The organism is Pusillimonas sp. DMV24BSW_D (assembly GCF_011388195.1).
In the GTDB taxonomy this organism is placed as follows: Bacteria; Pseudomonadota; Gammaproteobacteria; order Burkholderiales; family Burkholderiaceae_B; genus Neopusillimonas; species Neopusillimonas aestuarii.
Genome location: NZ_CP049990.1, coordinates 1,709,310 through 1,734,535, shown reverse-complemented (window position 1 = coordinate 1,734,535; position 25,226 = coordinate 1,709,310). Strand labels below are relative to the sequence as shown.

General features: G+C 53.5%; 20 protein-coding genes and 2 tRNA genes. 4 read left to right on the top strand and 18 right to left on the bottom strand.

The genetic code is table 11. The annotated features are described in order from the left end of the window. Positions 1–22 precede the first annotated feature (22 nt). Positions 23–1,273 carry an ArsB/NhaD family transporter gene (locus G9Q38_RS08425; protein WP_166129843.1) on the top strand — a complete coding sequence of 417 codons (1,251 nt, stop codon included), beginning with the start codon at positions 23–25 and terminating at the stop codon, positions 1,271–1,273. A 1-nt stretch (position 1,274) separates the two neighbouring features. On the opposite strand, the gene G9Q38_RS08420 is transcribed toward G9Q38_RS08425, so the two are convergent. The 3 genes from G9Q38_RS08420 to G9Q38_RS08410 all read right to left on the bottom strand — a co-directional run bounded on the left by G9Q38_RS08420 (position 1,275) and on the right by G9Q38_RS08410 (position 3,319). Then, a tRNA-Thr gene (locus G9Q38_RS08420) sits at positions 1,275–1,350 on the bottom strand. A 63-nt stretch (positions 1,351–1,413) separates the two neighbouring features. Beyond that, on the bottom strand, positions 1,414–2,187 hold the full coding sequence (locus G9Q38_RS08415; RefSeq protein WP_166129840.1) for a flagellar brake protein: 774 nt from the start codon (positions 2,185–2,187) through the stop codon (positions 1,414–1,416). 70 nt (positions 2,188–2,257) lie between these two features. Next, a complete protein-coding gene (locus G9Q38_RS08410; protein ID WP_166129837.1) occupies positions 2,258–3,319 on the bottom strand; it encodes an AI-2E family transporter in 1,062 nt (353 codons plus the stop codon). Between the two features lie 115 nt (positions 3,320–3,434). On the opposite strand from G9Q38_RS08410, the gene G9Q38_RS08405 reads away from it, so the two are divergent. Continuing rightward, positions 3,435–5,000: a glycosyltransferase family 39 protein gene (locus tag G9Q38_RS08405; protein WP_166129834.1), complete on the top strand. Its 1,566-nt coding sequence runs from the start codon at positions 3,435–3,437 to the stop codon at positions 4,998–5,000. A 57-nt stretch (positions 5,001–5,057) separates the two neighbouring features. Next, positions 5,058–5,133 (top strand) — tRNA-Asn (locus G9Q38_RS08400). A 4-nt stretch (positions 5,134–5,137) separates the two neighbouring features. Here the strand turns inward: G9Q38_RS08400 and G9Q38_RS08395 are convergent. Then, positions 5,138–5,281, bottom strand: a complete 144-nt coding sequence (locus G9Q38_RS08395; protein ID WP_166129832.1) for a hypothetical protein — start codon at positions 5,279–5,281, stop codon at positions 5,138–5,140. Between the two features lie 46 nt (positions 5,282–5,327). Between G9Q38_RS08395 and G9Q38_RS08390 the strand changes: the two genes are divergently transcribed. Continuing rightward, a complete protein-coding gene (locus tag G9Q38_RS08390) occupies positions 5,328–5,975 on the top strand; it encodes a YoaK family protein (RefSeq protein WP_166129829.1) in 648 nt (215 codons plus the stop codon). Between the two features lie 4 nt (positions 5,976–5,979). Here G9Q38_RS08390 and G9Q38_RS08385 read toward each other — a convergent pair whose 3' ends face one another. From G9Q38_RS08385 to G9Q38_RS08320, 14 genes are all read right to left on the bottom strand, one after another. After that, the gene (locus G9Q38_RS08385; protein WP_166129826.1) at positions 5,980–7,200 is read right to left on the bottom strand and encodes an alpha/beta hydrolase family protein; all 1,221 of its coding nucleotides are present in this window, start codon (positions 7,198–7,200) and stop codon (positions 5,980–5,982) included. Between the two features lie 69 nt (positions 7,201–7,269). Next, positions 7,270–8,109 (bottom strand): trypsin-like serine peptidase, encoded by an 840-nt coding sequence (locus G9Q38_RS08380; RefSeq protein ID WP_166129824.1) that lies wholly within the window; start codon positions 8,107–8,109, stop codon positions 7,270–7,272. A gap of 3 nt (positions 8,110–8,112) precedes the next feature. Continuing rightward, entirely contained in the window at positions 8,113–9,855 is a 1,743-nt protein-coding gene (locus tag G9Q38_RS08375; protein WP_166129821.1) for a sensor domain-containing diguanylate cyclase, read from the bottom strand. A 206-nt stretch (positions 9,856–10,061) separates the two neighbouring features. Continuing rightward, on the bottom strand, positions 10,062–12,098 hold the full coding sequence (locus tag G9Q38_RS08370) for a BCCT family transporter (protein ID WP_166129818.1): 2,037 nt from the start codon (positions 12,096–12,098) through the stop codon (positions 10,062–10,064). Between the two features lie 94 nt (positions 12,099–12,192). Beyond that, on the bottom strand, positions 12,193–13,389 hold the full coding sequence (locus tag G9Q38_RS08365) for an EAL domain-containing response regulator (RefSeq protein ID WP_166129816.1): 1,197 nt from the start codon (positions 13,387–13,389) through the stop codon (positions 12,193–12,195). Between the two features lies 1 nt (position 13,390). Next, positions 13,391–16,405 carry a hybrid sensor histidine kinase/response regulator gene (locus tag G9Q38_RS08360; protein ID WP_166129813.1) on the bottom strand — a complete coding sequence of 1,005 codons (3,015 nt, stop codon included), beginning with the start codon at positions 16,403–16,405 and terminating at the stop codon, positions 13,391–13,393. Positions 16,406–16,427: 22 nt separating this feature from the next. After that, the gene (locus G9Q38_RS08355) at positions 16,428–19,127 is read right to left on the bottom strand and encodes a cation-transporting P-type ATPase (RefSeq protein ID WP_228276084.1); all 2,700 of its coding nucleotides are present in this window, start codon (positions 19,125–19,127) and stop codon (positions 16,428–16,430) included. A 39-nt stretch (positions 19,128–19,166) separates the two neighbouring features. Further along, the gene (locus G9Q38_RS08350) at positions 19,167–20,348 is read right to left on the bottom strand and encodes an acetate/propionate family kinase (RefSeq protein ID WP_166129807.1); all 1,182 of its coding nucleotides are present in this window, start codon (positions 20,346–20,348) and stop codon (positions 19,167–19,169) included. A gap of 15 nt (positions 20,349–20,363) precedes the next feature. Continuing rightward, positions 20,364–21,305 (bottom strand): phosphate acetyltransferase, encoded by a 942-nt coding sequence (locus G9Q38_RS08345; protein WP_166129805.1) that lies wholly within the window; start codon positions 21,303–21,305, stop codon positions 20,364–20,366. A 34-nt stretch (positions 21,306–21,339) separates the two neighbouring features. Further along, positions 21,340–22,083 (bottom strand): acetoacetyl-CoA reductase, encoded by a 744-nt coding sequence (gene phbB, locus G9Q38_RS08340; RefSeq protein WP_166129802.1) that lies wholly within the window; start codon positions 22,081–22,083, stop codon positions 21,340–21,342. A gap of 9 nt (positions 22,084–22,092) precedes the next feature. After that, positions 22,093–22,260, bottom strand: a complete 168-nt coding sequence (locus tag G9Q38_RS08335) for a hypothetical protein (protein ID WP_166129799.1) — start codon at positions 22,258–22,260, stop codon at positions 22,093–22,095. 81 nt (positions 22,261–22,341) lie between these two features. Then, a complete protein-coding gene (locus G9Q38_RS08330; protein WP_166129797.1) occupies positions 22,342–23,778 on the bottom strand; it encodes a YdgA family protein in 1,437 nt (478 codons plus the stop codon). Next, the gene (gene ispH / locus G9Q38_RS08325; protein ID WP_166129795.1) at positions 23,778–24,746 is read right to left on the bottom strand and encodes a 4-hydroxy-3-methylbut-2-enyl diphosphate reductase; all 969 of its coding nucleotides are present in this window, start codon (positions 24,744–24,746) and stop codon (positions 23,778–23,780) included. Before ispH ends, G9Q38_RS08330 begins: the two co-directional genes overlap by 1 nt. Further along, positions 24,746–25,222 carry an FKBP-type peptidyl-prolyl cis-trans isomerase gene (locus G9Q38_RS08320; RefSeq protein WP_205962270.1) on the bottom strand — a complete coding sequence of 159 codons (477 nt, stop codon included), beginning with the start codon at positions 25,220–25,222 and terminating at the stop codon, positions 24,746–24,748. The genes ispH and G9Q38_RS08320 overlap by 1 nt, the downstream gene beginning before the upstream one ends. Between the last annotated feature and the right edge of the window lie 4 nt (positions 25,223–25,226).

The window sequence follows — 25,226 nt, the reverse complement described above, 5'->3', positions numbered from 1 at the left end:
CTCAACACCCACCGGACTACCCATGGACCTGACCCTCGCCCTGTTCATTCTTGTTTATATTGCCATGGGAGTGGGGCATTTACCCGGCTTCACGGTCGATCGTACCGGTGCCGCGCTATTGGGCGCCATGCTGTTGATTGTTTTTGGACGCATCACACCAACGCAAGCCTGGACGTCGATCGACGTCAATACCATTGGTTTGCTGTTCGGCCTGATGGTGGTGTCGGCGGCGTTTGTCGTGGGTGGGTTTTACGACTGGACGGCCCGGAAAGTGGGCGAACTAAAAGTCGGCCCAAGCACGCTGCTGGGCCTGTTGATTGTGGTGGGCGGCGTGTTATCGGCCTTACTGACCAACGATGTCGTTGTCGTTGCCATGACACCGGTTCTATGCGCGATTACGCTGGCACGCAAGCTGAACCCGGTACCTTTTCTATTAGGGTTTTGTTTTGCCACCAACGTGGGGTCAACCGCCACATTAATCGGCAGCCCGCAAAACATGATTATTGCGCAAACATTGAACATCTCGTTCACCAGCTTTTCAAGTATTACGCTTGTACCATCGGTCATTGGTCTCCTGCTCATCTGGCTCGTACTCATGTTGTGCTATCGCGAGCGCTGGGTGCTTGACGCATCAGTCACAACCGCCACTGCACAAACGCCACAGCCCGTAACGCCCACCATTGCGCTGAACCCGGTGGAAACATTGAAAGCCGGCATTGTCACGCTGGCCCTGATCGCAGCGTTCATATTTACCGATTGGCCCCATATGCTGATTGCCCTGGCGGGCGCCAGCATACTGCTGCTGAATCGCAAAATAGCCTCGGGCGACATGCTGATGCACGTTGACGGTAACCTGCTGTTATTGCTTATGGGGCTGTTCGTGGTGAATGCGGCCATGGCGGCCACAGGCCTTCCACAAACACTATTAGGTGATATTAAAAATGCAGGCATAGGCCTGTATTCGCCTATTCCGATGCTGCTGATCTCCGGCGTGTTAAGCAATATCGTAGGCAACAGCCCTGCAGTCATGCTGCTTGCACCATTTTTGTCGGGCGCGGGTCAAAGTGAAACACTGGGCGCTGCCATTGCCCTGGGCACCGGCTTTTCATCAAACGCCATTGTGTTCGGTAGCCTGGCGGGAATTATTGTTGTAGAACAGGCACGCGCTCAGGGCGTAATCATTAGTTTCGGAGAATTTTTACGCGGCGGCGTGCCGGTAACGCTGGCAAGCACGTTACTGGCAATTGGCTGGATTTTATATTTGGGTGCTTAAATGGTGCCGATGAGAGGAGTCGAACCCCCGACCTTCGCATTACGAATGCGCTGCTCTACCAACTGAGCTACATCGGCTGAAAGATTCAGGGTTGCGATTATAGCGTTTTTTGAAAGCGCCTTCTAAAACTGCATGCGTTTTCAGACAAAGCCGCGCTTTTTCGCCAACAGTTCGCGCTCAAGGCGTCCAACATAGCGCTGCACCATATTAATGGCTGAATTCGACGGGTTCACGAACGCACAGCCCAAACGCAGGCGTGTTTTGCCGTTGGTAAGGGTTTGGTCGGTTACGTGTTGAATACGCAACGCAGCTGTTAGATTCCCCACGTCGGGCAGCGCGATCTGGCAATCTTCATAAATCGTACCAATGGAGTGCTCGGGCAATTGCTGCTCATCGTAAAGCCCTATTCCACCAATGCTGATATCGGCAAGCGGCAAACGAACTTTGCGGGTTTTGCTCTCTTCACTGAGCGTAATGGTACACATAACCGGGTTCACGACCGGAGTTTCGATTCGATAAGCATCCCGACGCTGCAAATACGATAAAGCCGTTGGCATTGCCGCCTCAAGCGCAGGTTTACCTTCGAATTCACAGGACGTCAGAGGCGGGCACACAAACTTGACATGAATGCGATCCAGCGTGGCTTGGCCAATGAGCTTGCGGGCACGCAGCACCTGCTGCGTCACTGCGGGGTCGTTGAAGGAATCGACGACCAAGCGGTTTTCTTTTGAATCGATATCGAGCACCGTGGTAATGGCAGACGCTTCCTGACCAAGCACGTATACGTGAACCAGTGATTTACTGAGTTTAATATTACGCAACACCGACTGAATTTCCAGCGGTGCCGTTAACGTATACGGATCATCCGGATCAATATCATCAACAGGCTCCATCGGGCTCTGGTTTTCACTCATGGCTATGACTCATTCGCAATAATTTTATTTGCACTGAAACGTTTAACGACCACTCAGTTGAAATCTTTAGCTAGCGCCCATGGTGCGCTTTGATTGCCGCAGGAAACAATGACCATACCGACATGAACAACGCCGCCAGCAACGGGCCAATAACAAAACCGTTCAACCCAAACGTCGCCAAGCCGCCCAAGGTGGATACCAGCACAACGTAATCGGGCATTTTCGTATCCTTACCGACCAACAGCGGGCGCAAAATATTATCGACAAGGCCGATAACAAACACGCCGAACGCAATAAGAATAGTTGCATCAACGTAGGCCCCCGTAACCAGAAAATACACGGCAACCGGGAACCAGATAATTGCGGCGCCCACAGCCGGTAATAACGACAGGAACGCCATAATGACGCCCCACAACAAGGCCCCTTCGATTCCCAGCACCCAGAAAATGAAGCCGCCTAGCGCGCCCTGAGTGGCGGCAACCACAATATTGCCCTTGATCGTGGCACGCACCACCGTGATGAACTTTTGAATGAGCATAAGTTTATGTTCATCGTCCAAAGGCATAAGCAACTTAACCGTACGAGCCAGGTGGGCACCATCACGCAACAGGAAAAAAAGCAAATACAACATAATGCCCAGGCTAATCACGACACCCGCCGTGTTCTGGCCAATACTCACGGCCTGACCCGCAATAAACTTGCTCCCCTCAAGGGCGCCCGCCGATAGCTTTTCCTGAAGACTGAACATATCCCCCAGCCCAAGCTCTTGCAATAATTGGTGCACGGAAGCCGGCAACGCATCGACAATGCGCTCGTAGTACAAGCCGAGATTCAACTCACCACTCTCAAGGCGCTGGTAAATCAATGCCCCTTCCCGCAGTAAAGCACTAATGAGCACGAGCAGCGGCAAAATCACAATGACAAGACAAATGAATAATGTCGCGAGTGCAGACAAATTCGGATAACGGGGAAAGCGCTCGGTAATGCGCCGGTGCAAGGGCGAAAAACTTACCGCCAGAACAGCTCCCCAAAATATCGCGCTGTAATAAGGCAGCAACAGCCAACCGAATGCCAGTGACACTACAATTAACAGGGTCACAAAGCTGCGGTAATACGTACCATTTTCGCCCATGTATGCTCCGTATGTTCCAATAATTTGAGCCGATCCGCTTCCAAAAGCGGACAAGCAGCCATCATACCGCTAAACTTCTGCAAACCGTTTACTTAACCCCGAACGCACCCGAAAAATGAGCCTCATCCCTTCCCGCATTTCCGCTTCATCATCAAACAGTTCATCGGTCGCCCCACTACTGGTGCTGATCATTTATCTTTTAGGGATGATCGCGCTCTGGACGATATCCACCGCTGCGAGCCATCGGGCCCCCTACCTGGATGGCATGGAAGGGCTTATTTGGGCGTCCAGCCTGGAATGGGGATACGCCAAACACCCCCCTCTCCCCACCTGGATTCTGTATGTGCTTGTTGAACTATTCGGCCGGGAAGTATGGGTTTCTTTTTTTGCCGGGCAGCTTATGTCGGCGGCGGCATTGGTTTTTGTATACCTTTTTGGCTGTGAGATTACTTCCGCGCGACGCGCCCTCCTGGCCACTGTCATGGTGTCGGTCACCATGTACTTTTCGCTTCGGTCAACCATCTACAACCATAATACGGCGCAGCTTTGGTCAATTGCCGCCTGCGTTTGGCTGTTTTATCGCGCATTGAAATTCGACTCCCTGGTTAATTGGGCCGCGCTGGGTTTCGTCGCCGCCTTGGCCATGCTCACCAAATACAGTGCTCTGGTTCAGTTCGCTGCATTTTTTCTTTTCATGCTTGTGCATGGGGATTTGCGTCGCAAGTCAGTTCAAAAAGGCTTGCTGGTAGGCGCCTGCATATTCCTTGTTACGTTGCTACCGCACTTGCTGTGGCTAATCAGCCACCATTTCGCTCCCCTGCAGTACGCCGACGCCTCCATGCAAAGCAACAGCTATTCGCAAGCATGGCAAAGTATTATCGCGTTCGTGCTCGACCAACTGGCACGCCTGAGCCCCATGGTTCTGCTTTGGGGTGCGCTGTGGTACTGGCAACGACGCAAGCCCATTGAAACGCTTCACCTGGTCACCGACCAAACCTATGCGGGCATGCTGAATGCGGGCGCGCGACAGTTCCTGCTATGGGTGGGGCTGAGCCCCTTTATTTTAACGGTTGCCATTTCGGCAGCCTTGGGAACCAGCCTGACCGCATCGTGGGGCACGACTTTTTTTGTTCTGTTCGGCTTCTACGCCTTCTGGAAACTGAAAGGCAACGACCGTATCTGGCTGCAACGCACCCTGGTTCTGGCGGTTGCAATGCAACTGATCATGGCACTCGCTTACGGGCTGGCGCGCGGCCCCATTGCGGAATATGCGGGGCGCGACGCCCGGTCGGTTTTTGCCGGGCCGGAGCTGGCAAGCAAACTTAATGCCATATGGGAACAACACGTTCCCAATACACCCGTGCCCCTGGTGGCGTCGGACCGATGGTTTGGCGGTAATATCGCCCTGAACCTGAATCGCAACACCCAGGTTTTCATTGGTGCCAACTACTTCCAGTCACCTTGGCTTGATCCGGCAACGGCATTGAATTGCGGCGCCCTCGTAGTTTACGCACCCCAAGCAAAAGGATATTGGTCCCCCCAACTGATTGCGCTGTATGAGTCGGCCGGCATAAAGGGGGAGTTCGAACAACACTGGTCGCGCTCCAAGCGTAGCCCGTCGTTCATGGTTAAATGGGGTATTATCCCGCCCGGGCCGCAATGCGGTCGGGTGAAGAACTAAACGGCAGGCCAGTTTGCCTATAAAAGTTTTTGTGTGCTATAGTATTGTTCTTTCAATTCCCCGATAGCTCAGTCGGTAGAGCGACGGACTGTTAATCCGCAGGTCACTGGTTCGAACCCAGTTCGGGGAGCCAAAATTCAAAAAAACGCCAATCCTTCGGGGTTGGCGTTTTTGTTTTTTAAAGACATAATCCTTTCAGCAAAAACATTGCCGTTCAATTCAAGATCAATAACCTTACAAAGGCCAAGGATGCGCATTTCCAACCCAACATACAGCGCCACGCGATGGGCACGCCGACATGTTGGGGAATATCACACCGGGCTCTACATGATCACGTCGATATGCGGCCTTATTGACGCGGTGTGTTTTCTGGCGCTGGGCGGTGCCTTTGCGGAAATGATGACGGGCAACCTGCTTTTGCTGGCCCTAACTGTGGGAACAGGAACCCACTTTTCCAATATGGATCATTACATCACCGCCATTGTCGCGTTTACCTTCGGCGCACTACTTGGCGGTTACATCGTTAATGCGGCCAGGCAAAGCGGGCGATACCAGCGCGTTGGGTACGTTGTAGAGTGGTTCGTGCTTGTTTGTGCATGCGTGCTGGCACTAACAACAGCCCCGCGGCCCGATAGCTGGAGCGGAATTGCGTTGGTTAGCATGCTCGCCTTTTCCATGGGTATCCAGAATGCAATTGTCCGCTCTTACGGCATTCAGGATTTGGCCACGAATGTCATGACCATGACCTATACGGCAATCTTTGCCGACTCCCATTTCGTTAAAGGAAATAACCCGCGCTGGCAAAGACGGGTAGGCTCCGTACTGCTGTTTTTTACCAGTGCGGTTATTGGAGCCTTGCTGCTGCACTTCGGCGTGGCGGTGCCCCTGATTCTGGCGACCACCATTTTTACCCTGGCTTTGTATCCCCTTCTTTTTGGCCGTCGACACGACGAGGCTCCGGCCCCTAAGCACTAATCTTCTATTTTCCGAAAACGTTGTCGAGCCAGTTGTAAATGACTGCGTTGGAAAGCGGCAAATTACCCAATTGGCAGTGCATGTCGGCGCCCTCTTCCGGCTCAAAAATGCGGCTGGTTACCGGCCCGGATACCGCTTGCCGAAACCGTTCGTGTTGGCGAAACGCCTCGTCGCCTTCGCCGGCACCCACCAGCGCCAACGAGGGACACTGGATTGCCGCCAAATTCTCAACCCGATAATCTCTCAATACATCAATCCATTCGGAAAAACGCTCAACGCCGAAACGACGACAAGCCGACTTGAAGGCCAGCTTTATCTCCTGAGTCATGTATTGCTCGGGGACCTCGTCCACCTCGGCCAAAGAAACGTCCTCGTCCGGCGGCACTTCATCACTTTCAAGATGCGCGAACCCACGCATATAGGCGCCCAGGTCAATAATGGGAGAGTTAACAATTAATGCCCGAATCCGTTGATCATGCGCCGCCGCCCGTGAGGCGAAGTATCCGCCATAGCTGATTCCGTACAGCGCCAAACGCTCGGGCGCCACCTTTTGATGTCGAACGGCGTAATCAATAACGGCCGAGATGGGTTTTTCGTAGTCGGGCCGAAACAAAAGATGAGGATAGCGGCGCAGACAACCCACTTGCCCGGGCCCTTCTGCAATCAATACGTTATAGCCACGACTCAACGCATCGGCGGCCGATTGAAAATACAGCTCTTCCCCGGTTCCGTCGAACCCCGTCATGATGATGACAGTTCTGCCGTCGGCGGAACCTGATACCGGCTGCATAAAGTAACCCGGCAAGTCATGCCCTTCGAATGGAATATCGACAGCCGCAATATGGTGCGCCAACATGCCCGCAGCCCGAATAAAGGCATTACGGGATTCCTGCCCGAAACGCAACGCCCCATCGCCGTAGGGATCGGAATAGTATTCCGACGAACGATAATAATTGGCGGCCCGCAGCAAAGCGGATGCCGCCGCCGGCAGATGCCCTTGTTTAACGTTCTGATCGGCCGTTTTGACCAAGCGATCGGCCAAGGGGGAAAATGCACCGGGCCATTCACGCGGATCGTTGTTAACCATGTGTGCCCTGGCGGCAAACACTTCTCCTGCCGTACTGCCGCCGGCGCCGGCCGCGCCCAGCAAGCGCATCAGTTGGAAGTCCATTTCCGCTGATTTGAAACCGGCAATGCGTGTTGCCGTTCGCTCTACTCCAGCCATGCTTTTCCTCTTAAGAAAGACCCTTGCAGCATCAAAAGGCCCCGCAACACAGGTTAAACCCGCCCAACCTTATGGCACTGAACCCACATAATATTGTTGCCACTTTTCACGCGTGTTGTTCGGCACTTCCTGAGGGTAATCCCCCTGAACAATCGCCTGCAAAATAGCTTCTCTTTCAGGCGTGATACGTGTTGCAAAACTGGCCGATTTAGTCACACCGCTAAGCACGCCCTGAACATAGTAGCGCTGCTGATTATCATCGTAAACCAGTACCGGCGACCCACTTTGGCCTTTGGTGGCAAAACATTCCGTACGGTACAAAATACGGGCAAAAAGCCGAATGCGGCAGTCAGACTGAATATAGGCGCCGTATAGCTCTTTATCGTTCGGATAACCCAGAGTCGTCATCACACCGGGTGTGGTTCCATCGGCGGCGCGAAACGGAACAACGCCGGCCGCCTCGCTTATACGCTGACCCTTTCGATTCAAACCCACTTCAACCAAGGCAAGGTCATAGCGCAAATTACCGGCTGTTTTGCGGTCAAGCTGGTATTGAACCGGGCGATAGTAGCGTAAGACAGGAAAAGAGCCAAAAGGCTCACCGTTATTAGCTCGCGCGCCGGGGAAAAAATCAATTTTCCCATAGGGCTCACCCAAATCGTTGAACAGGCAATGCACCACGGTTAGCACAAATTGAGGTGCCACTGCCGTTCCGGTGCAATGCCGGGTGCGGTCGACCCCCGTTGCCCGGATTTGCCCGACGGCTTTTTCATAATCTTTGACCGCTCCTGAAGTCAGCGCTCGCCGATTATCGGTACGAGCGTCTGCGATAGGCGGACGCGCCAAGACGATTGAAAAAACCAACAAAAATACAAGCGCTACTATGGGTTTCAAAGCTTGATAGAGCATAGTTCAACGCCGTGTTATACGATACCCGTCGCGGCCGGCCTCTTTGGTTTCATACAAAGCCTCATCTGCGTAACGCAACAACGTTTTAGCCCGTTCAGCATGATCCGGATAAAGTGCAATTCCAATGCTGCAGCCTATTTCAACGGTGGCGTCATTTAAGGCAAAAGGTTCGCGCAGGGCATCGACCACTTTTTGGGCGACACCCTCAACCTGGGCGAGGCCGTCGATATCTTCCAGCACCAACACAAATTCATCCCCCCCCAAACGGGCCACAAAATCGCTCTTACGCAGCGTTCGCACCAGGCGAACCGCAATCTGCTTCAATAACTGATCGCCTGTTTCGTGCCCATACGTATCATTTACCGGCTTGAAGTGGTCCAGATCCATAAAACACACGGCCAACTTCAACTGACGCCGGCTGGCGCGCTCGATTGCTTTTTCCAAATGATCAAGCAATAAAAAACGATTCGGCAACGCCGTTAGCGGGTCGTACAACGCACGCCGTCGCAACCTTTCTTCTTGATCTTTCTGATCTGAAATGTCGTTGAACACGCCGACATAATGCGTGATTTGGTTGGCGGCGTTGCGAATGACGCTAATACTCAACAATTCGGGGAATTGCTCACCATTCTTGCGCTGGGCCCAAACTTCGCCTTCCCAGTGGCCACTCATTAATAGACGGCCGGTTAATGCACGAAAGAAAGAACCATCGTGCTTACCGGTGGGCCAGTGCAGCAAGGCCGACATGCTTTTGCCCCTCACTTCTTCTTTGTTATAACCGGTAATTCGGGTGAAGGCAGGATTCACCGACACAATATTGCCTTGCTGGTCCAAAATGACCATTGCCTCGGCCGCCTGCTCAACCGCCGCTGCGGTAAGCCTTAACTCCTGCTCTAAGGCGGCACGTTCGGTAATATCCTGCACCATGCCAATAATTTTCTTCAAGCGACCATGGCGGTCGGTACGCGCTTTCGCTCTTAAAACCAATAAACGAACACCATCCTGGCTTGCAAAAGTGTGCTCAAGTTCGATTTCATCCACGTCCAGATTCTGAACTGACGACAACGCTTCTTGCAAACGCGTACGATCAGGCTCAGGTACGAAAGCAAGATAGGCCTGGCAGTTCCTGGGCGTTTGTGAGGTGGGCAAACCAAGCGCCATAAGCGTTCCATCATTTGTCCTGAGACGATCGTCGGAAGGCCGCCATTCCCACACCCCCATCCGGGCAATCAGCTGTGCTTGCGCCAGCCGCGCATTCTTTTTCTCAAGTTCTTCCTCGTATCGCACCGACTCGATGAACCGGGCAATGTCGCGCCCCAGAATACGCAACAGCCCTTTCAGATCTTCCTCAAGGGGTTCGCAATCACGACGAACCAGCTCAATCACGCCCAGCAACTTCTGACCATGTTGCAAAGGAAACGCCACTGCGTTGCACCATCCGGTCTGCGTTGAAATTGCATGGCGGCTATGGCTCGCTTCAGTGCTGAGGTCTGGCACCCAGACAATATCTTTCGCGCCCAACACCTGAGCCGGCAAATCGTCTACCTGCTCCAGCGCCAGTTCACGCGAAGCATCAATGTAATCAGACACGTCCTCATCAATTTCCGACCATTCATACAAGTTAATCTGCTCATCATCGAAAACCCACGCAAGCGCGAGATCCCAACTTTTGTTGCGTGCAATGGCCTGTAGCACCTGGGGTAGAGCTTCTTCCTCGGACTCGGATTCGGCAAGAATCGCGGACACGTCGTATTGCAAATACAATCGACGAACAAGGGCCGTCGAGTGCGCAAGCCGCGCCTCGAGCTCTTGCACAGAGGTCGGAACCGTCTTTACCACAATAAATATAAATACCTGAAACAGACCTGATCCGGTCTTTGAGTGCAATGCTACGCAGGAAGAAAAGTCGGCCCGCCATTTAGGCAGGCCGACTTATTTTAGCGCATGCTCAATCAGGATTGTGGTTTTTCTTCTTCAGGCTCTTCCATCTTCCACGGCAGAATACCCGGCGATACATGCAGGAAATGCATATACTTTTCGAACTGATCGAGAATATCGCTGATGATGTCCTGACTGTCGCATCCGTATACATCGTAAGCCTGCCCACCCCTGCGCAAAAACACTTCCGCACGGTAGTAATGTTTATCACCGTCGACATCGCGCGACATTTCCGGGTAGGCAAAATCAGGCATCGCATAAGCACGCAAACGCACTTCGTAAACGAACTCAAGTTGACCTTTCTTGAATACCTCGAAGCGGGCGCGATATTGTTCCTGATCGAAAGCAACCGTTGCCTCCCAGCCTTGTTGCTCCAGCTCTTGCTCTACCCGTTGCATGCTGGGGTAAACCGTATTTGCAATAAACCGTGACACGTCGGCCTTTGCCGGAAAATCCACCAGGTTGGCCAAACGCTTTTTCCAGAAACCCGGGCCTTCCTTATGATGGCGGCCTTGCATGGACTGTTGCAGGCTTACTTCATGATGACTTTCAATAACGAGGGCGCGCCACATACCCACCGCAGCAATCAGCATAATAATGGCAAACGGCAAAGCACTAACAATTGAAGCGGTTTGCAAGGCACTAAGCCCACCTGCAACGAGTAGCGTAATCGCAACAAGACCCGACAGTGAAGCCCAAAATACCCGCTGCCACACCGGGCTTTTCGCTGCACCACCCGACGCCAGCGAGTCAACCACCAGTGCGCCCGAATCAGCCGAAGTCACAAAGAAGGTGGAAATCAACACCACCGCCAAAAAAGAAATAATACCCGACAAGGGCAGCCTTTCAAGTAGTTGGAACAGCGCCACGGCATGATCGGCTTGTACCTGGTCGATAAGACTTGTGTAGCCTTCCACCATGATCATATGCAGAGCGGTGTCGCCGAAAATCGAAAACCACAAGAAGGTAAAGATGGTTGGCACGAACATGACGCCCACGACGAACTGGCGAATCGTGCGGCCGCGGCTGATTTTCGCAATAAACAACCCAACAAACGGCGCCCAGGCGATTGTCCAGGCAAAAATAAACAGAGTCCAGTTGCCAATCCAGCCGCTGGACGTATACGCTTGCAGGTTAAAAGTACGCTCGACAATATTGCTGAGGTAACTGCCTGTGTTCTGCATGAACGTATTCAAGATGAAAACCGTGGGGCCGGTGACAAAAACGAACAGCATTAATGACACCGCCAGAATCATGTTCAGCAGCGACAAACGTTTAATGCCTTTGTCCATCCCCGCCACCACCGAAATGGTAGCCAACGCCGTAATAACAATAATGCACGTTACCTGCACCCAGGTTGCAACAGGAATAGTCGGCCAAAGGTAATTCAAACCTGCATTAATTTGCGCCACTGACAAACCCAGTGTAGTGGCCAGGCCGAACGTAGTACCTAAAATGGCAAAGGTATCAACAGCATGCCCTGCGGGGCCGTAAATTTTGTCGCCGATAAGAGGGTAAAGCGTTGAACGCATGGAGAGCGGCAGGCCGTGGCGAAACGCAAAATACGCCAGTACAAGCCCGACCAGACCGTAAATGGCCCAAATATGAAAACCCCAGTGGAAAAAAGCAATTTGCATGGCCTGCTTGGCCGCATCCACCGTAAGTGCCGGGCCTTCCGGCGGCAAAGCATAATGCAACACCGGCTCGGCCACACCAAAAAACAGAAGCGCAATACCGTACCCCGCCGAAAACAACATGGCAAACCACGATGGAAAACTATATTCCGGTTCGGCGTGATCCGGCCCGAGCTTGATTTGGCCCCATTGCGTAAAGCAAATGGAAACAATAAATACCAAAAAAATGGCAACGGCCAGCATGTAAAACCAGCCAAAATTCTGCGTAATATACGTTAGCGTGACGGAAAATAACTCGCCGGCTAAAGTTGGGTTGCTGATGGTACCGATGACCATCAAACCAATCACAATAACTGCGGGTATAAACACGGGGATCAACACCGTTGATCCGCGCAGAATTTGATTGTTGTTCTGCATAAATGGTTACCTTTGGCTATGGAGCAATTAGGGTAACATCATGCTACGCAGGTAGTGCAACCCGGTATTGCCCCCGGTTGCAACCCTTACGCGTTCACTGTAACGTGAAGTGCGTCCAATTGGCTGCGGCATCTTGCTCCATGGGCCGCGCGATATGAAAGCCCTGGGCGAAATTACAGCCGATTTCACGCAGGAACTGCAAAGTTTGCGCGTCTTCAACCCCTTCCGCCGTCGACTGGATCCCCAGGCTTTGCCCCAGGCTCACAATGGCCTGAATCACCTGACGCGACTCAGACGACGAGGCCGCTGTAATCACGAACGATTTATCCACCTTAAGCTCCGAAAATGGTAAACGAACCAGTTGCAGCAAAGAGGAGAAGCCCGTTCCCAAATCATCAATCGAAAGATGAAAGCCTTTCATGCGCATCCGGGTTAAGAGGTCAAGCGATGCAACTGGATCCTCCATGGCACTGGTTTCGGTTAACTCAAAAATGAGCTGGTCGGCCGGCACCCCCGCTTCAGTGCAGCGTGCCAGTAATTTGTCAACGAATGCATCATCGAGCCGTGAACGCGCCGATAAATTAATAGACAAACGCACCGACGAACGGGCATAGCGAGGTGCAAACCAACTGAGGCTAATATCCAGCATGCGCTCGGTCAGCGCATCGATCATGCCGGTATTTTCAGCTGACGCTATAAACCGGTCGGGAGGAATAAAACCATGCTGAGGATGATTCCACCGCATCAGTGCCTCGAACCCAACCAAGTCGCCGCTAAAACAGGAAATTTTCGGTTGATACATGGCAAAAAAGTGGTCTTGATCCAAAGCCGACTGCAAATCAGCGGCGTCGGGCGAATAAACCTGTGTACCCGCTCCACCCTTGCGTCCGCCCGTAGCAGTTATCACTAACGGTTCACTTAAGTCGAACAGCTTACGCAATGCAGAGGGCATGAACGGCTTGGGCAACACCCCCACAATATTCAAGCCACGCTCCGTGGCCGATCTTCCGGCGGCATCCAGTACCCGGTGATCCACGCCGCTGGTCACGATAATCCGCGCCTCGCACTGACGCTGAGCCAACCTGGCAAGCACTTCCACGCCGTCCATTTCGGGCATGATCAAATCAATGGCTATGTGATCAGGCCGCCACTCGTCGACGCCTTGAAAAAAAGCTTCCGGGCTTAAGGTGAACCGGGTTTCAAACCCGCTGGCGCGGGCGATCAGCTCGATGGTTTGACCCACCCCCGGATCATCATCGAGAATCAATAAGCGACGCGTATTATTGGACATATCAGGGCTCCTGACCCGTTGGTTCACTTAAGGCCTGCCAAACTTTCTCAGCAAGCTCCACCCGACGATAAGGTTTATTCAGTAGTAGCACCCCAGGATCCAACCGGCCATGATGCACAATCGCGTTCTCAGTGTAGCCGGAGGTATAGAGTACTTTTAAACCAGGCCGCAACAGCCTGGCCTGATCCGCCAATTGCCGGCCGCTTAGCCCCCCCGGCATGACCACATCGGTGAACAGCAAATCGCAGCGGACATCGGAACGAAGAATATCCAACGCCCGTTTGCCATCTTCGGCGCACACCACGTTATAACCCAAGCCAAGTAATTGCGAGCGGGCATATTCACGCACCAAATGATCATCCTCGACCAGCAAAATGGTTTGCCCGCCGCCTCGAGTGCTTTCAACCTCGGCAGTGGCTGGTTCAACCCATTGCTCGGTGGTTCTGGGAAGATACATTTTCACGGTGGTTCCCTGACCAGGTTCGGAATAAACCGTCATGTGGCCACCCGACTGTTTGAGAAAGCCAAATACCATGGGCAAACCCAGACCCGTGCCTTGGCCGCGAGGCTTAGTCGTGAAAAAAGGCTCGAAAAGGCGTTTCATGTTTTCAGGGGGAATCCCGCAACCGGTATCGGAGACCGCAATCATTACATACTGGCCGGGGCTGAGGTCGGGGTGTTCACGGGCATAATCGCTGCTAAACCAAACGTTCCCGGTCTCAATGGTAAGGCGCCCCCCACTCATCATGGCATCGCGCGCGTTAATGGCCAGATTCAACAGTGCGTCCTCCAACTGGGAGGGGTCGGCCATAGCAGACCACAAACCGGCCCCCATAACAAACTCCAACTCAATATGTTCGCCCAGGGTGCGTATCAACAGACTTTGCATATCTGTGACCACGCGGCTTACATTCAGTGCCCGGGGCTCAAGCGGCTGGCGACGTGCAAATGCCAGCAAACGCTTGGTGAGCTCAGCGCCTTTCGACCCCGCCTGTGCAATCATTTTGGCCGATGTTGACAGTTCCGGCCGGTCATCCAGACTTTCCACCAGCAATTCGGCATTACCGACCATGACTGTCAGCAAATTATTAAAGTCGTGGGCAACCCCGCCGGTTAACTGTCCGATCGCATCCATGCGTTGCAAATGACGCACACGATCCTCCAGCAACTTTCTTTCACTGATATCTCGCTCAACCGCGACCCAATGGGTATACCAACCGGTATCGTCGGCCATGGGCACGATGTCGATTTCAATCCAATACTCGTCGCCTGCCTTGGTGTAGTTCAGCAGTTCGGCTCGCACAGGGCGCCAATTTTGTATCGCCTGGCGAATGCGATCAAGCTCGGCCCTCGATGTACCCGAGCCCTGCAATATGCGGGGCGACTTGCCAATGACTTCCTCCCGGCTGTACCCCGTGCGACGAACAAATGCGTCGTTAACATAGACAATGCGCGGCCCAGGGTCATTAATCGGCTCGGCTTCGGTAATAATAACCACGTCATTCAGGCGCGACACGGCCGTTTCAAGCAAACGTAAATGGGCCAGCGCATTATGACTACGGGTCATGTCCTGAAAATAAACAGCCAACCCCTCTTTTGAAGGGTACGCATGAACCTGGAACCAGGTTTCAAGCGGCGGATAAAACTGTTCGAATACAACCGGCTGCCCGGTTTTCATCGCGCGACGATATTCCACTTCGAACGTAGTTCCCCGGGCCGGAGCAAACTCAACCCAGACATTACGGCCAATCAATTCCTTACGGTCACGCTTGAGCAGTTTCTCGGCTTGCCCGTTCAGATAAGTAAAATTCCATTCGGTATCCAACGTAAAAAACGCATCCGTAATACTTTCCAATGTGTTGAACAGCCGGGTAGCCAAATCGCGGGCTTCCTGGGCGACCCTGCGCTGCTCGTGAACGTCGGTTAGGGAACCGAACCATTTGAGTGTGCCGTCGACTTGATCGCGAACCCGGACGGCGCGCGCCAAATGCCAGCGGTATTCGCCATCGGCGCGACGCAAACGCATTTCAACCTCATACGGCTGCCCAGTTTGCAAGGCACGTTGCCACACTTCGAGCACAAACGGCATATCGTCGGGGTGCACATAGTGCTGCCATTGATCTTTCTCGAGACGTCGATGGGCCACGTTCGCATATTCAAAGAACAGGGGAGTGACATACTCGATATCGCCATTTTCAGCGGCCGTCCAGACAGTAATAGGCATGGATTCCGCCAATTGCTGGAAGCGTTGCAAACTGACTCTTGAGGCCTGCTCTGCGATTTTTCTCGCCGTGATGTCCTGTAGCGCGCCTTCGATTTTGATAACGTCGCCGTCTGCGTTCACAACCGCCCGGCCTGAAGCATGAACCCATACGATTTGGCCGTCTGGCAAAACAATGCGCGATTCAACGTTGAAAGGCTCTTTTGTGCTGAGGGTTCTTTGAACTGTGCTGCGTAAATACGCCTGCTCATTTTCCGCATAATACGAAAACGCTTCGTCCAGTGAGGCGGGGTTATAACCGGCGGCCTTACCGTGTATACGCGCCACGTGGTCAGACCAACTCACCACCCCCGTTTGCAAATCGACAGACCACCCCCCCAACCCGCCGGCTGACGCCGCCACTTCAAGCAAATGACGTTGGTCGGAAAGGGTTTGCCGGGCATCGACCAATGCCCTGTGTGAGTCTATTAACGCTTGTGTGGCCCGAACACGCACAACAACCAGCCAGCCGGTAACCAAAATGGCGGCAATCGACATGATTCGATTCAGCCAGGCGAACTCTTGCGGGTAACCCGCAATCACAGGAGGCGAAAGCCACGCCCCCAGCAGAACCAGTAAGACAGCCACCAACGTGACTGCGAGGGTAAAGCCCACCCGCCTGACCTGTATCGTGAATAACACGACCGGCGCATACAAAACGCCCACTGTCAGGCCCAAATGCGTTACGGAATCCAGCCATAAAATGGCTGCCATCAGCACGGCAATCACAACCGCTGAAGTATTTTTTATTATCATCGATATTCTTTTTCAAACAGGCCTAGTGCGATTTTTCCACGTGTGTCCGTCTGAAAAACCGACGGGAAATCCATTTTTCGAGTTCCGCAATAAAAAACACCATCGCTCCTACGCATAACACCTTGACCCAGTCTACCCAGGTTAAGGCCACCGAAGAAAATAAAGTATGCATCAATGGTACATAGGTAAACACCATTTGCAACAAAATACAAAACAAAATAGCGACCAAGCAATGAGGACTTCCCAGTAGTCCATCGCGACTCAATACTGAAGAGTCGATGCGGCGGCTATTAATGAGATAGAACATTTCGCTAAATACCACGGCATTCACCGCCAGCGTGCGGGCCGTTGCAGTGTCGCGCCCCAACGACAACTCCCAAAAGAATAAAGTCAAAGCACCGGTAGCCATGAGTATTGAAACAAACAGCACGCGCCATGCGAAAAAGCCGGATAATAGCTTTTCAGAGGGCAAACGCGGCGGTCGGCGCATAATGCCCCGCTCAGGCGGCTCGAACGCGAGCGCCAAGCCCAGGGTACTAACCGTCACCATATTGATCCAAAGCACCTGGGCAGGCGTAAGCGGCAGTGCCAAACCCAAAACCAGAGCAGCGATAACAATTAATACCTCGCCACCATTGGTCGGCAACATGAACAAAATAAACTTTTTCACATTGTCGTAAACCGCCCTTCCTTCACGCACGGCGACGGCAATGGTGGCAAAGTTATCGTTTGCCAGCACCATATCAGCGGCCTCTTTCGCCGCCTCGGTCCCTTTTTGCCCCATCGCCACACCCACATCGGCACGTTTTAGCGCAGGGGCATCATTCACGCCGTCTCCCGTCATGGCCACGACGTGCCCATGATGTTGCAATGCCCCCACCAACCGTAATTTGTGTTCAGGACTCGCTCGAGCAAAGACGTCGACCTCGGACACAGCCTGCTCCAGGCTTGCATCATCCATAAGCGCTATTTCGGCGCCCGTTAACACCGGTTTGCCACGACCGATATTAAGTAACGCCCCCACTGCTTTAGCGGTATCAGCATGATCCCCTGTAATCATCTTCACGCGGATACCGACATGATGACAATCAGCAACCGCCGCAATAGCCTCTTCTCGCGGTGAATCGATCATGCCGACCAACCCTAATAAAACAAAGCCTTTATGCATGTCATCAAATGAAAGACAAGGACCTTGCGGGTCGGCTTGCTTGTGGGCCAGCGCAAGCAAACGCAAACCCCGTGCGGCAATATCATTGGCCATACGACGCCAGTAATCCGGATTAATCGGTTGCAATGTGTCGTCGTGAGCCTGATAACCGCACATTTCCAACACCCGTTCCGGCGCCCCCTTCACGAAAATCCAAGACCGCTCGTTCACATCACGATGATGGGTCGCCATATAGCGGTTTTCCGACTCAAAGGGAATCGAATCAACCCGGGGCCATTGTGTGAAACGATCCACTTCGCTCATGCCCGCTTTGCGGCCAAGCACCAACAGCGCACCTTCAGTGGGATCGCCCTCCACCCACCACTGATGATCCTTGTTATGCAGTGCTGCATCGTTGCATAAGGCGCCAACCGTCAGGAGTCGGTTAAGAAGTGCATGTTGCGCCGCCTCGACAACCCGGCCATCCCGTAAAAATCTGCCTTTGGGTTCGTAGCCTACCCCTTCAACATCAACGACATACTCAGCAAGCGCAATGCGTTGAGCCGTCATTTCGTTGCGCGTTAACGTACCTGTTTTGTCACTGCAAATGACCGTGACCGATCCTAAGGTTTCAACGGCGGGCAAACGTCGAATAATGGCGTGCTGACGCGCCATGCGCTGAACTCCCAGCGCAAGCGTAACTGTCATGATCGCCGGCAGGCCTTCGGGTATGGCGGCAGCAACCAATGCCACCACAAGCATAAACATAGTAATGAGCGGTTCACCCCGAACCACCGTGCCGAATACGAAAACCAGCGCTGCGACCACAACAATCACCAACGCCAACAGGTAAGAAAAATGGTTGATTTGGCGCATCATGGGCGTGCCCACGTCGCCTATTGAGGCAAGCATTTGGTTGATATGCCCGAGTTCGGTATGGGTTGCCGTAGCAACAACCCACCCTGTCGCCTGGCCGTTTACAACCACAGTACCTGCATAAGCCATGCAGTATCGATCGCCAAGCGGGGCGTTTGCTTGTGCCGCTTCAGTGCCTTTTTCAACCGGAACCGATTCGCCCGTCAGCGCGGCTTCCTCAACCTTCAAGGTTTTCACACCCACCAAACGCATATCGGCAGGCACTCTATCGCCGGGGTTCAAGATAACCAAGTCGCCGGGAACCAGAACCGCTGCGTCGACCTCAATACGGCGCCCACCGCGAACCACCGTGGCACGGGGGGCGAGCATGTTGCGGATGGCATCAAGCGCCGACTCAGCCTTGCCTTCTTGAATAAAACCGATGATCGCGTTGACGACAATCGCCGCCGATAGAACAGCCGTATCAACCCAATACCCAAATATGGCAGTGACAACTGCTGCAACCAGCATGATGTAAAGCAAAATATTCTGAAACTGCGCAAAGAATCGCCGCACCGGACCCCGTTTGCGTGGCGGCGCCAAACGGTTGGGACCCACCTCTTGGAGTCGCTGTGCCGCCACCTCTTGCGTAATGCCTTGATCTGACGTGGCCAACGCTGAACGAGTCGCATCAACCGTCAAGGTATGCCAACTGCTCATAGAACGATTCCGATTTGGTTCAGTACCGTCCGTCATGATTTAGGCCCCCGTCAGAACCCGCAGTGTCTTGTTGGCGATGACCCACTCCTCGTTCGTCGGCACAACCAAAACAGAAACGGCGGACTCGCCGGTCGCAATGCTTGAAGCGTTGCGTTGATTTGCCTGCCCATCGAGCGTCAGCCCCAACCACTCAAGATGCCGGCAAACCCGCGCTCTTATTTCCGGGCAGTTTTCACCAATACCGGCGGTGAATACAAGCGTATCCAATCCACCCAGCGCAACGCACAACCCGGCAATGCTTTCTGCTGTCCGATAAGCAAAGTAAGCCAGAGCCAACTCCGCCTGCGGCTGATCGCTCGCCAACAACTCCCGCATATCAGTTAACCCCGATAAGCCCTTCAGGCCCGACTCATAATAAAGAACATGCTGTATGTCCTCATGGGACATCCCCTGTTCCATCATCCAAAGCACAACCCCGGCATCCAGACGCCCGGGCCGTGTACACATGGGCAAGCCGTCGAGCGCGGTAAAACCCATGGTTGTCTCAACGCTCAGGCCCGCCTTCATTGCGCAAGCCGAGGCGCCCGACCCCAAATGCGCCACAATCACCCGCCCGTCAGCCTTTTGCTGATAATGCCGCTTCAAATGGCCGGCAATGTATTCATAGGAAAGACCATGAAACCCATACCGACGCACGCCTTGCTGGAAAAAACGCTCGGGAATGGCGAAACGCTCGACTACGTCGCGATGCCCGCGATGAAACGCAGTATCGAAACAAGCCACTTGCGGCAATAACGGGTGGCGTTGGCCAATAACATGCACCGGATGCAAATTGTTGCGTTGATGCAAAGGTGCCAACGACGCGAGCCCCTCCAACTCCTGAAGCACCGCAGGGGTAACCAGAACGCTGTCGTGATAGTTCGGGCCGCCGTGCACAATGCGATGGCCAACTGCATCGGGGTCGCGCTTCAGGTTCTGTGCCAACCAGTCGGATACCAAAGCCTGCGCCTGGTCGAGCGAAGACACCTCGTGCGCCGCAAGCTCCCGGTCTACCAGTCCGGGACGATCTGAACTGCCAACGCGAAAACGGGGCGAGGTCGAACCAATACCGGTAACCCGCCCCGAGTATGTCAAATCCAACACCTTGTCGCCGTCGCTCTCATACACGCCAAATTTCAAACTGGAGCTACCGGCATTAACAACAAGTAATAGCGGATTCATGGCGTCATAAACCTGTTAAGTGGCAGGCAATTTCCTGCCCGACAACCAGCGTGCATAACACACCGCAACCGCGCACGAGGCCAACCGTGTTTGTTCGGAATCCGCCCGGCTTGTAAGAATAATGGGCACCCGTGCGCCCACCACCACACCCGCGGCCAATGCGCCGGATAAGAAAGTCAGATTTTTGGCCAGCATGTTACCGGCCTCAAGATCGGGTACAACCAAAATCTGGGCATACCCTGCAACTTTGGAGTGAATGCCTTTGATACGCGCAGCATCAGGGCTAATGGCATTATCGAGCGCCAAAGGCCCATCGATTACCCCCCCTTCAATTTGCCCCCGATCAGCCATCTTGCACAGCGCGGCGGCATCAATTGTGCTGGGCATCCTGGGATTAATTTGCTCAACCGCCGCCAGGATCGCAACCTTGGGCTTGCCCAACCCCAGCGCATGATGCAGCTCAATGGCATTGCGCACAATATCAGCTTTGGTCTCAAGATCGGGAAAAATGTTGATGGCAGCATCGGTAATGAACAGTAATTCCGCGTGGCCAGGTACATCCATCATGAACACATGGCTAAGCTTTCGGTTTGTACGCAACCCGCTTTGCGCGCCCAACACCGCATGCATCAACTCGTCGGTATGCAAACTGCCTTTCATGAGCAGCGCCGCTTGGCCTGACTTGACCAAATCGACCGCTAAATCAGCCGACGCATGGCTATGGGGGGTGTCGCGCACCTGAAACTGGTCCAGATCGAGACCAAGCCCCTTCGCTGCTTTGGCCAGACGGATGCGAGGCCCCACCAAAATGGGTTCAAAAATGCCCTGCTCTTTTGCTGCGGCTGCTGACGCTAAAGACACATCATCGCAAGGATGCGCCACGGCACAAACCAGCTTGCTCCCTTCCGAGACGGCGCGATCTATAAAAACCTGGTAACGGGAATTGCCTCGGTGCATCTGCGACCTTTCACAAAATAATGTGACGTAATGATCAATACATGTGTTGACCACCATTCATGGCAACGTTCGCCCCAGTCATGAAGGCTGCGGGCTCGCTGCATATAAACGCAACCAATGCAGCAATTTCCGACGGCTTGCCCAGACGGCCCATTGGAATTTGAGGCAACACCTGCGACTCAAGCACATCTTCGGGCACTTGAGCCACCATAGGCGTGTCGAGGTATCCCGGCGACACGGCATTTACCGTGACACCTTTACGCGCCACTTCGAGGGCCAGAGCTTTGGTGAACCCAACAATACCTGCTTTGGCGGCCGAGTAATTGGTTTGGCCATACGCGCCTTTGCTGCCGTTAACCGACGAAATACTTACAATACGACCCCAACCCCGCTCAACCATGGCGCCATAGAACAAGCCGGTCATGTTGAAAACCGAATCAAGGTTGGTCCGCAACACGGCATCCCAATTGCTCTTGCTCATTTTGCCCAACGAAGAATCGCGCGTTATCCCCGCATTATTGATCAGAATATCAATTTTCGCACCGTCGGCGGCAAGCTGGTCAGCGCCTTGCCGGCAAGACTCATAATCAGACACATCAACACCCACCGCCCGAAATTCGTAGCCCTGCTCGCGTAAGCGGCCAAGCCATGGCTCGGGATCCTCATGCTCGGGAAAATACGTGACCCACACCGTATGCCCGGCATCATGAAGCGTTTTGGCAATTGCTTCGCCCAAACACCCCATCCCCCCCGTTACCAGAGCCGTTCTTTTCGTCATACCTGATCCTCAAGAAAAGAGTTCAATTGCTTTCTGTACCACCGCATACAGTGTTGCCAAAAGGCCGATGCCCAGCAGCACCATACCGGGATTCCGGTCACGCAGACCAAAACCGATAATCAGCAAAATCACACCGATAACAAAAACAATCAGTACGGTATTGTTATGAAAAAACATCACGCCCCTCCCGTCGCCCGCCATTGATCAGGCATGATGGTAACGTCAAATTGTGACATTGTGGCAAGCAAGCAAAACAAATCAGAGCACGCCCTGGAAGAGACGCTGCAAAAATTCCGTCAGCCCAACCATTTCGCCGTTCAACCGAATGGTGTCCTCCTCGTAGGAGGCATTCATTTTCAATGTGTTGTTTTCATACACCGCCAAGCCTGCACGGCTCAGGCGCCCGGCATAAAGATCGAACACCATTCTTGCCATCGCCGACGCGCGTTGCCGCTCTTCGTCGCTTAGCTGTATGAAAAGCTCCTCAAAGAACGGCTTTTCAATCTCGGCGTCCAGATGCAACCGCCCTAATACAGCCAACAGCAATTGATCGGCAGGTGCATCAAGCAAGGCCTGATCGGGTTCAACGAAATCGGCATCCAGTTGAATCCGTGCCTGCCCTTGAGAATTGGTCCATACAACAGGCCCCAGAGTCAATGCCGGCTGATTGCCCAGGAACTCAAACAAACCGGCCCTAAGACGACGTGCCTGGTCGTCATCCAGCTGCGGTAACCCCTCCTCTGTGCCGGCGTCTTCCAACCGCATGGCATCATATTCCTGTACCAGCTTTGTGAGTGCAGTCATGTTCAACTGGTCGGCCGAAACCTGAGCAACGATAGACCCCAACGGAGCGCCGCCAAACTCGACCGCGTCGACGCCGTAGCTAATTTGACCGGTTAGCAATTCGTCGGCTTGGGTTGCCTGCAAGGCCACCTGAGTCCCACTCAGCACAATGTCCTGCATTTCAGGCTCAATCAGACCAATGCGTTCCACCTTCACCACACTATCTAAAGTGCGCTCACCACTTTGCGAAAGAGCATTTTCACTTTCAAGCGAGATCGCATCCAGCGCCATGACACTGCCATACACATCGGTCATTTCAAGCTTGTCGAAACCGCCGGAGGCGACATGCGACTGAAAATGATCGCTAAAACGGATATCGACTTGCCCGCCGCTGAAAACGACTTTACTGCCATCCGCCTCGCTAAAATTCGCTTCACGAAAAATCCAGTTTGAAACGCCTGTTCCACCAAAACCGACAAAAGTGCGAACGACCACGGGGGAGGCGCCGTCAAGGCTGTTTACCCAACTCTCGGTCGATTCGGTTTTTTGCAAACGCGCTTCGCTAAACGCCAAACCGGGCGCCCAGTGCCCTTGCTGCAAGGCTGCTAAAGGGAAAGGGCCATGTTGCAAATTATCAGTGAATACATAACTGACAACGCGCCCATCTTCTTCACGCCATTGCATCTCATATTCGGCCTGCGACGTGAAAACGCCGCGGTCATAGCTTCGGATACGGATCTGAACATCTTGTGCACCGGTCTCCGGCCCCATTGCCTTTAACACCTGCTCATTTGCCTGCGCCAATTCGTGTTCAATTAACGATTGTGCCTCGCGCCCCGTATACCAGGACGACGCACCATACAGCGCAACGACAACAACCAAAAAAGCCAGGAGAAATTTGAAGACTTTCATCAGGATCCTTGTGTGGTTTTCAACGACAGCCCCTTGGGTAGAGGAAATGCCACGTTTTCCTCTACGCCGGGCAGCGTGCGGACGGAAACCGCCCCCAGCGTTTTTAATCTGGCCACCACACTTTCCACCAAGACTTCCGGCGCAGATGCCCCGGCTGTCAGACCCACCCGCCTGGCATTCTTGAGCCATTCAGACTGGATCATATCGGGGTCATCAATAAGGTAAGCCTGCGCGCCGCCTCTTTCGGCCACTTCGCGCAATCGGTTCGAGTTTGAGCTATTCACACTCCCCACCACCAGCACAAGATCGCACTCCGGCGCCATGATTTTGACGGCGTCCTGACGGTTTTGAGTGGCATAACAAATATCACTCTTCTTGGGTTCTACAATACCGGGAAAACGCGAGCGCAAAGCTTGCGCCACTTTTGCAGCATCATCAACCGACAAAGTCGTTTGCGTGACAAAAGCCAGATTTTCAGGATTCAAAACTTCCAGCGCCCAGACGTCCTCGGGCGTTTCCACCAGATACATACCACCCTCGGCCTGACCCAATGTCCCTTCAACCTCAGGATGGCCCCGGTGGCCGATCATGATAATTTCACGCCCAGCCTGGCGCATACGGGCCACTTCCACGTGAACCTTGGTGACTAATGGGCATGTTGCATCAAAAATTTGCAAACCCAGATCCTGAGCTTGTTGGCGAACCTGCCGCGACACCCCGTGTGCGGAAAACACCACAATAGCGCCCTGGGGCGCCTGATCCAGCTCATCGATAAAAATAGCGCCTTTTTCACGCAAGTCATTCACAACGAACCGGTTATGCACTATTTCATGGCGGACATAGATAGGCGCACCGTGAAGCTTGAGCGCACGCTCGACAATTTCAATTGCACGATCAACACCAGCGCAAAAGCCACGTGGTTGCGCCAAAACAATTTCAGTTGTCGACAAATCCGGTTGTTCAATCATCACATTACCCCCAACAGCGAAACATCCAGCCGCAGGTCGGCACCCGCCAGCGGATGGTTGAAATCAAATAAAGCAGCGTCATCCCGACTCTCTTTACAAACGCCTGAATACTTCAACCCCTCAGGAGAGGTAAAAGTAACAATATCTCCCGGCTCGTACTGCATGCCCGGCTCGGAGTGCTGGTCGAGCAATTTGCGCCCCACCCATTGAATCAACTCGGGGTTACGATCGCCATAGGCTTGTGCCGCTGGTATCTCTGCAGAGAACTCAGCACCTTCGGCTCGCCCAACCAAAACCTGCTCCAGGCTGGGCGACCATTGCCCCATGCCTAATTGCAAGGTGGCGGGATTGCCGCTGAACGTATCGGCAAACACCGACCCCTTGCCCGGGCCGGAAATAATTGTGATTCGATAATGCAAGGTCAGGTAAGAGTCCGGTTGGACAAAAACATTCACTGAGTCAGAGGAGGAGGTCAAAATC

What these genes read in the sequence shown, in the direction of transcription:
- G9Q38_RS08410 (WP_166129837.1), bottom strand. Translation starts at nt 3,319, where the DNA reads ATGGGCGAAAATGGTACGTATTACCGCAGCTTTGTGACCCTGTTAATT.
- G9Q38_RS08350 (WP_166129807.1), bottom strand. Translation starts at nt 20,348, where the DNA reads ATGAATCCGCTATTACTTGTTGTTAATGCCGGTAGCTCCAGTTTGAAA.
- G9Q38_RS08380 (WP_166129824.1), bottom strand. Translation starts at nt 8,109, where the DNA reads ATGCTCTATCAAGCTTTGAAACCCATAGTAGCGCTTGTATTTTTGTTG.
- G9Q38_RS08425 (WP_166129843.1), top strand. Translation starts at nt 23, where the DNA reads ATGGACCTGACCCTCGCCCTGTTCATTCTTGTTTATATTGCCATGGGA.
- G9Q38_RS08405 (WP_166129834.1), top strand. Translation starts at nt 3,435, where the DNA reads ATGAGCCTCATCCCTTCCCGCATTTCCGCTTCATCATCAAACAGTTCA.
- G9Q38_RS08345 (WP_166129805.1), bottom strand. Translation starts at nt 21,305, where the DNA reads ATGCACCGAGGCAATTCCCGTTACCAGGTTTTTATAGATCGCGCCGTC.
- G9Q38_RS08365 (WP_166129816.1), bottom strand. Translation starts at nt 13,389, where the DNA reads ATGTCCAATAATACGCGTCGCTTATTGATTCTCGATGATGATCCGGGG.
- G9Q38_RS08360 (WP_166129813.1), bottom strand. Translation starts at nt 16,405, where the DNA reads ATGATAATAAAAAATACTTCAGCGGTTGTGATTGCCGTGCTGATGGCA.
- ispH (WP_166129795.1), bottom strand. Translation starts at nt 24,746, where the DNA reads ATGATTGAACAACCGGATTTGTCGACAACTGAAATTGTTTTGGCGCAA.
- G9Q38_RS08385 (WP_166129826.1), bottom strand. Translation starts at nt 7,200, where the DNA reads ATGGCTGGAGTAGAGCGAACGGCAACACGCATTGCCGGTTTCAAATCA.
- G9Q38_RS08415 (WP_166129840.1), bottom strand. Translation starts at nt 2,187, where the DNA reads ATGAGTGAAAACCAGAGCCCGATGGAGCCTGTTGATGATATTGATCCG.
- G9Q38_RS08355 (WP_228276084.1), bottom strand. Translation starts at nt 19,127, where the DNA reads ATGAGCAGTTGGCATACCTTGACGGTTGATGCGACTCGTTCAGCGTTG.
- G9Q38_RS08370 (WP_166129818.1), bottom strand. Translation starts at nt 12,098, where the DNA reads ATGCAGAACAACAATCAAATTCTGCGCGGATCAACGGTGTTGATCCCC.
- G9Q38_RS08335 (WP_166129799.1), bottom strand. Translation starts at nt 22,260, where the DNA reads ATGTTTTTTCATAACAATACCGTACTGATTGTTTTTGTTATCGGTGTG.
- G9Q38_RS08390 (WP_166129829.1), top strand. Translation starts at nt 5,328, where the DNA reads ATGATCACGTCGATATGCGGCCTTATTGACGCGGTGTGTTTTCTGGCG.
- G9Q38_RS08330 (WP_166129797.1), bottom strand. Translation starts at nt 23,778, where the DNA reads ATGAAAGTCTTCAAATTTCTCCTGGCTTTTTTGGTTGTTGTCGTTGCG.
- phbB (WP_166129802.1), bottom strand. Translation starts at nt 22,083, where the DNA reads ATGACGAAAAGAACGGCTCTGGTAACGGGGGGGATGGGGTGTTTGGGC.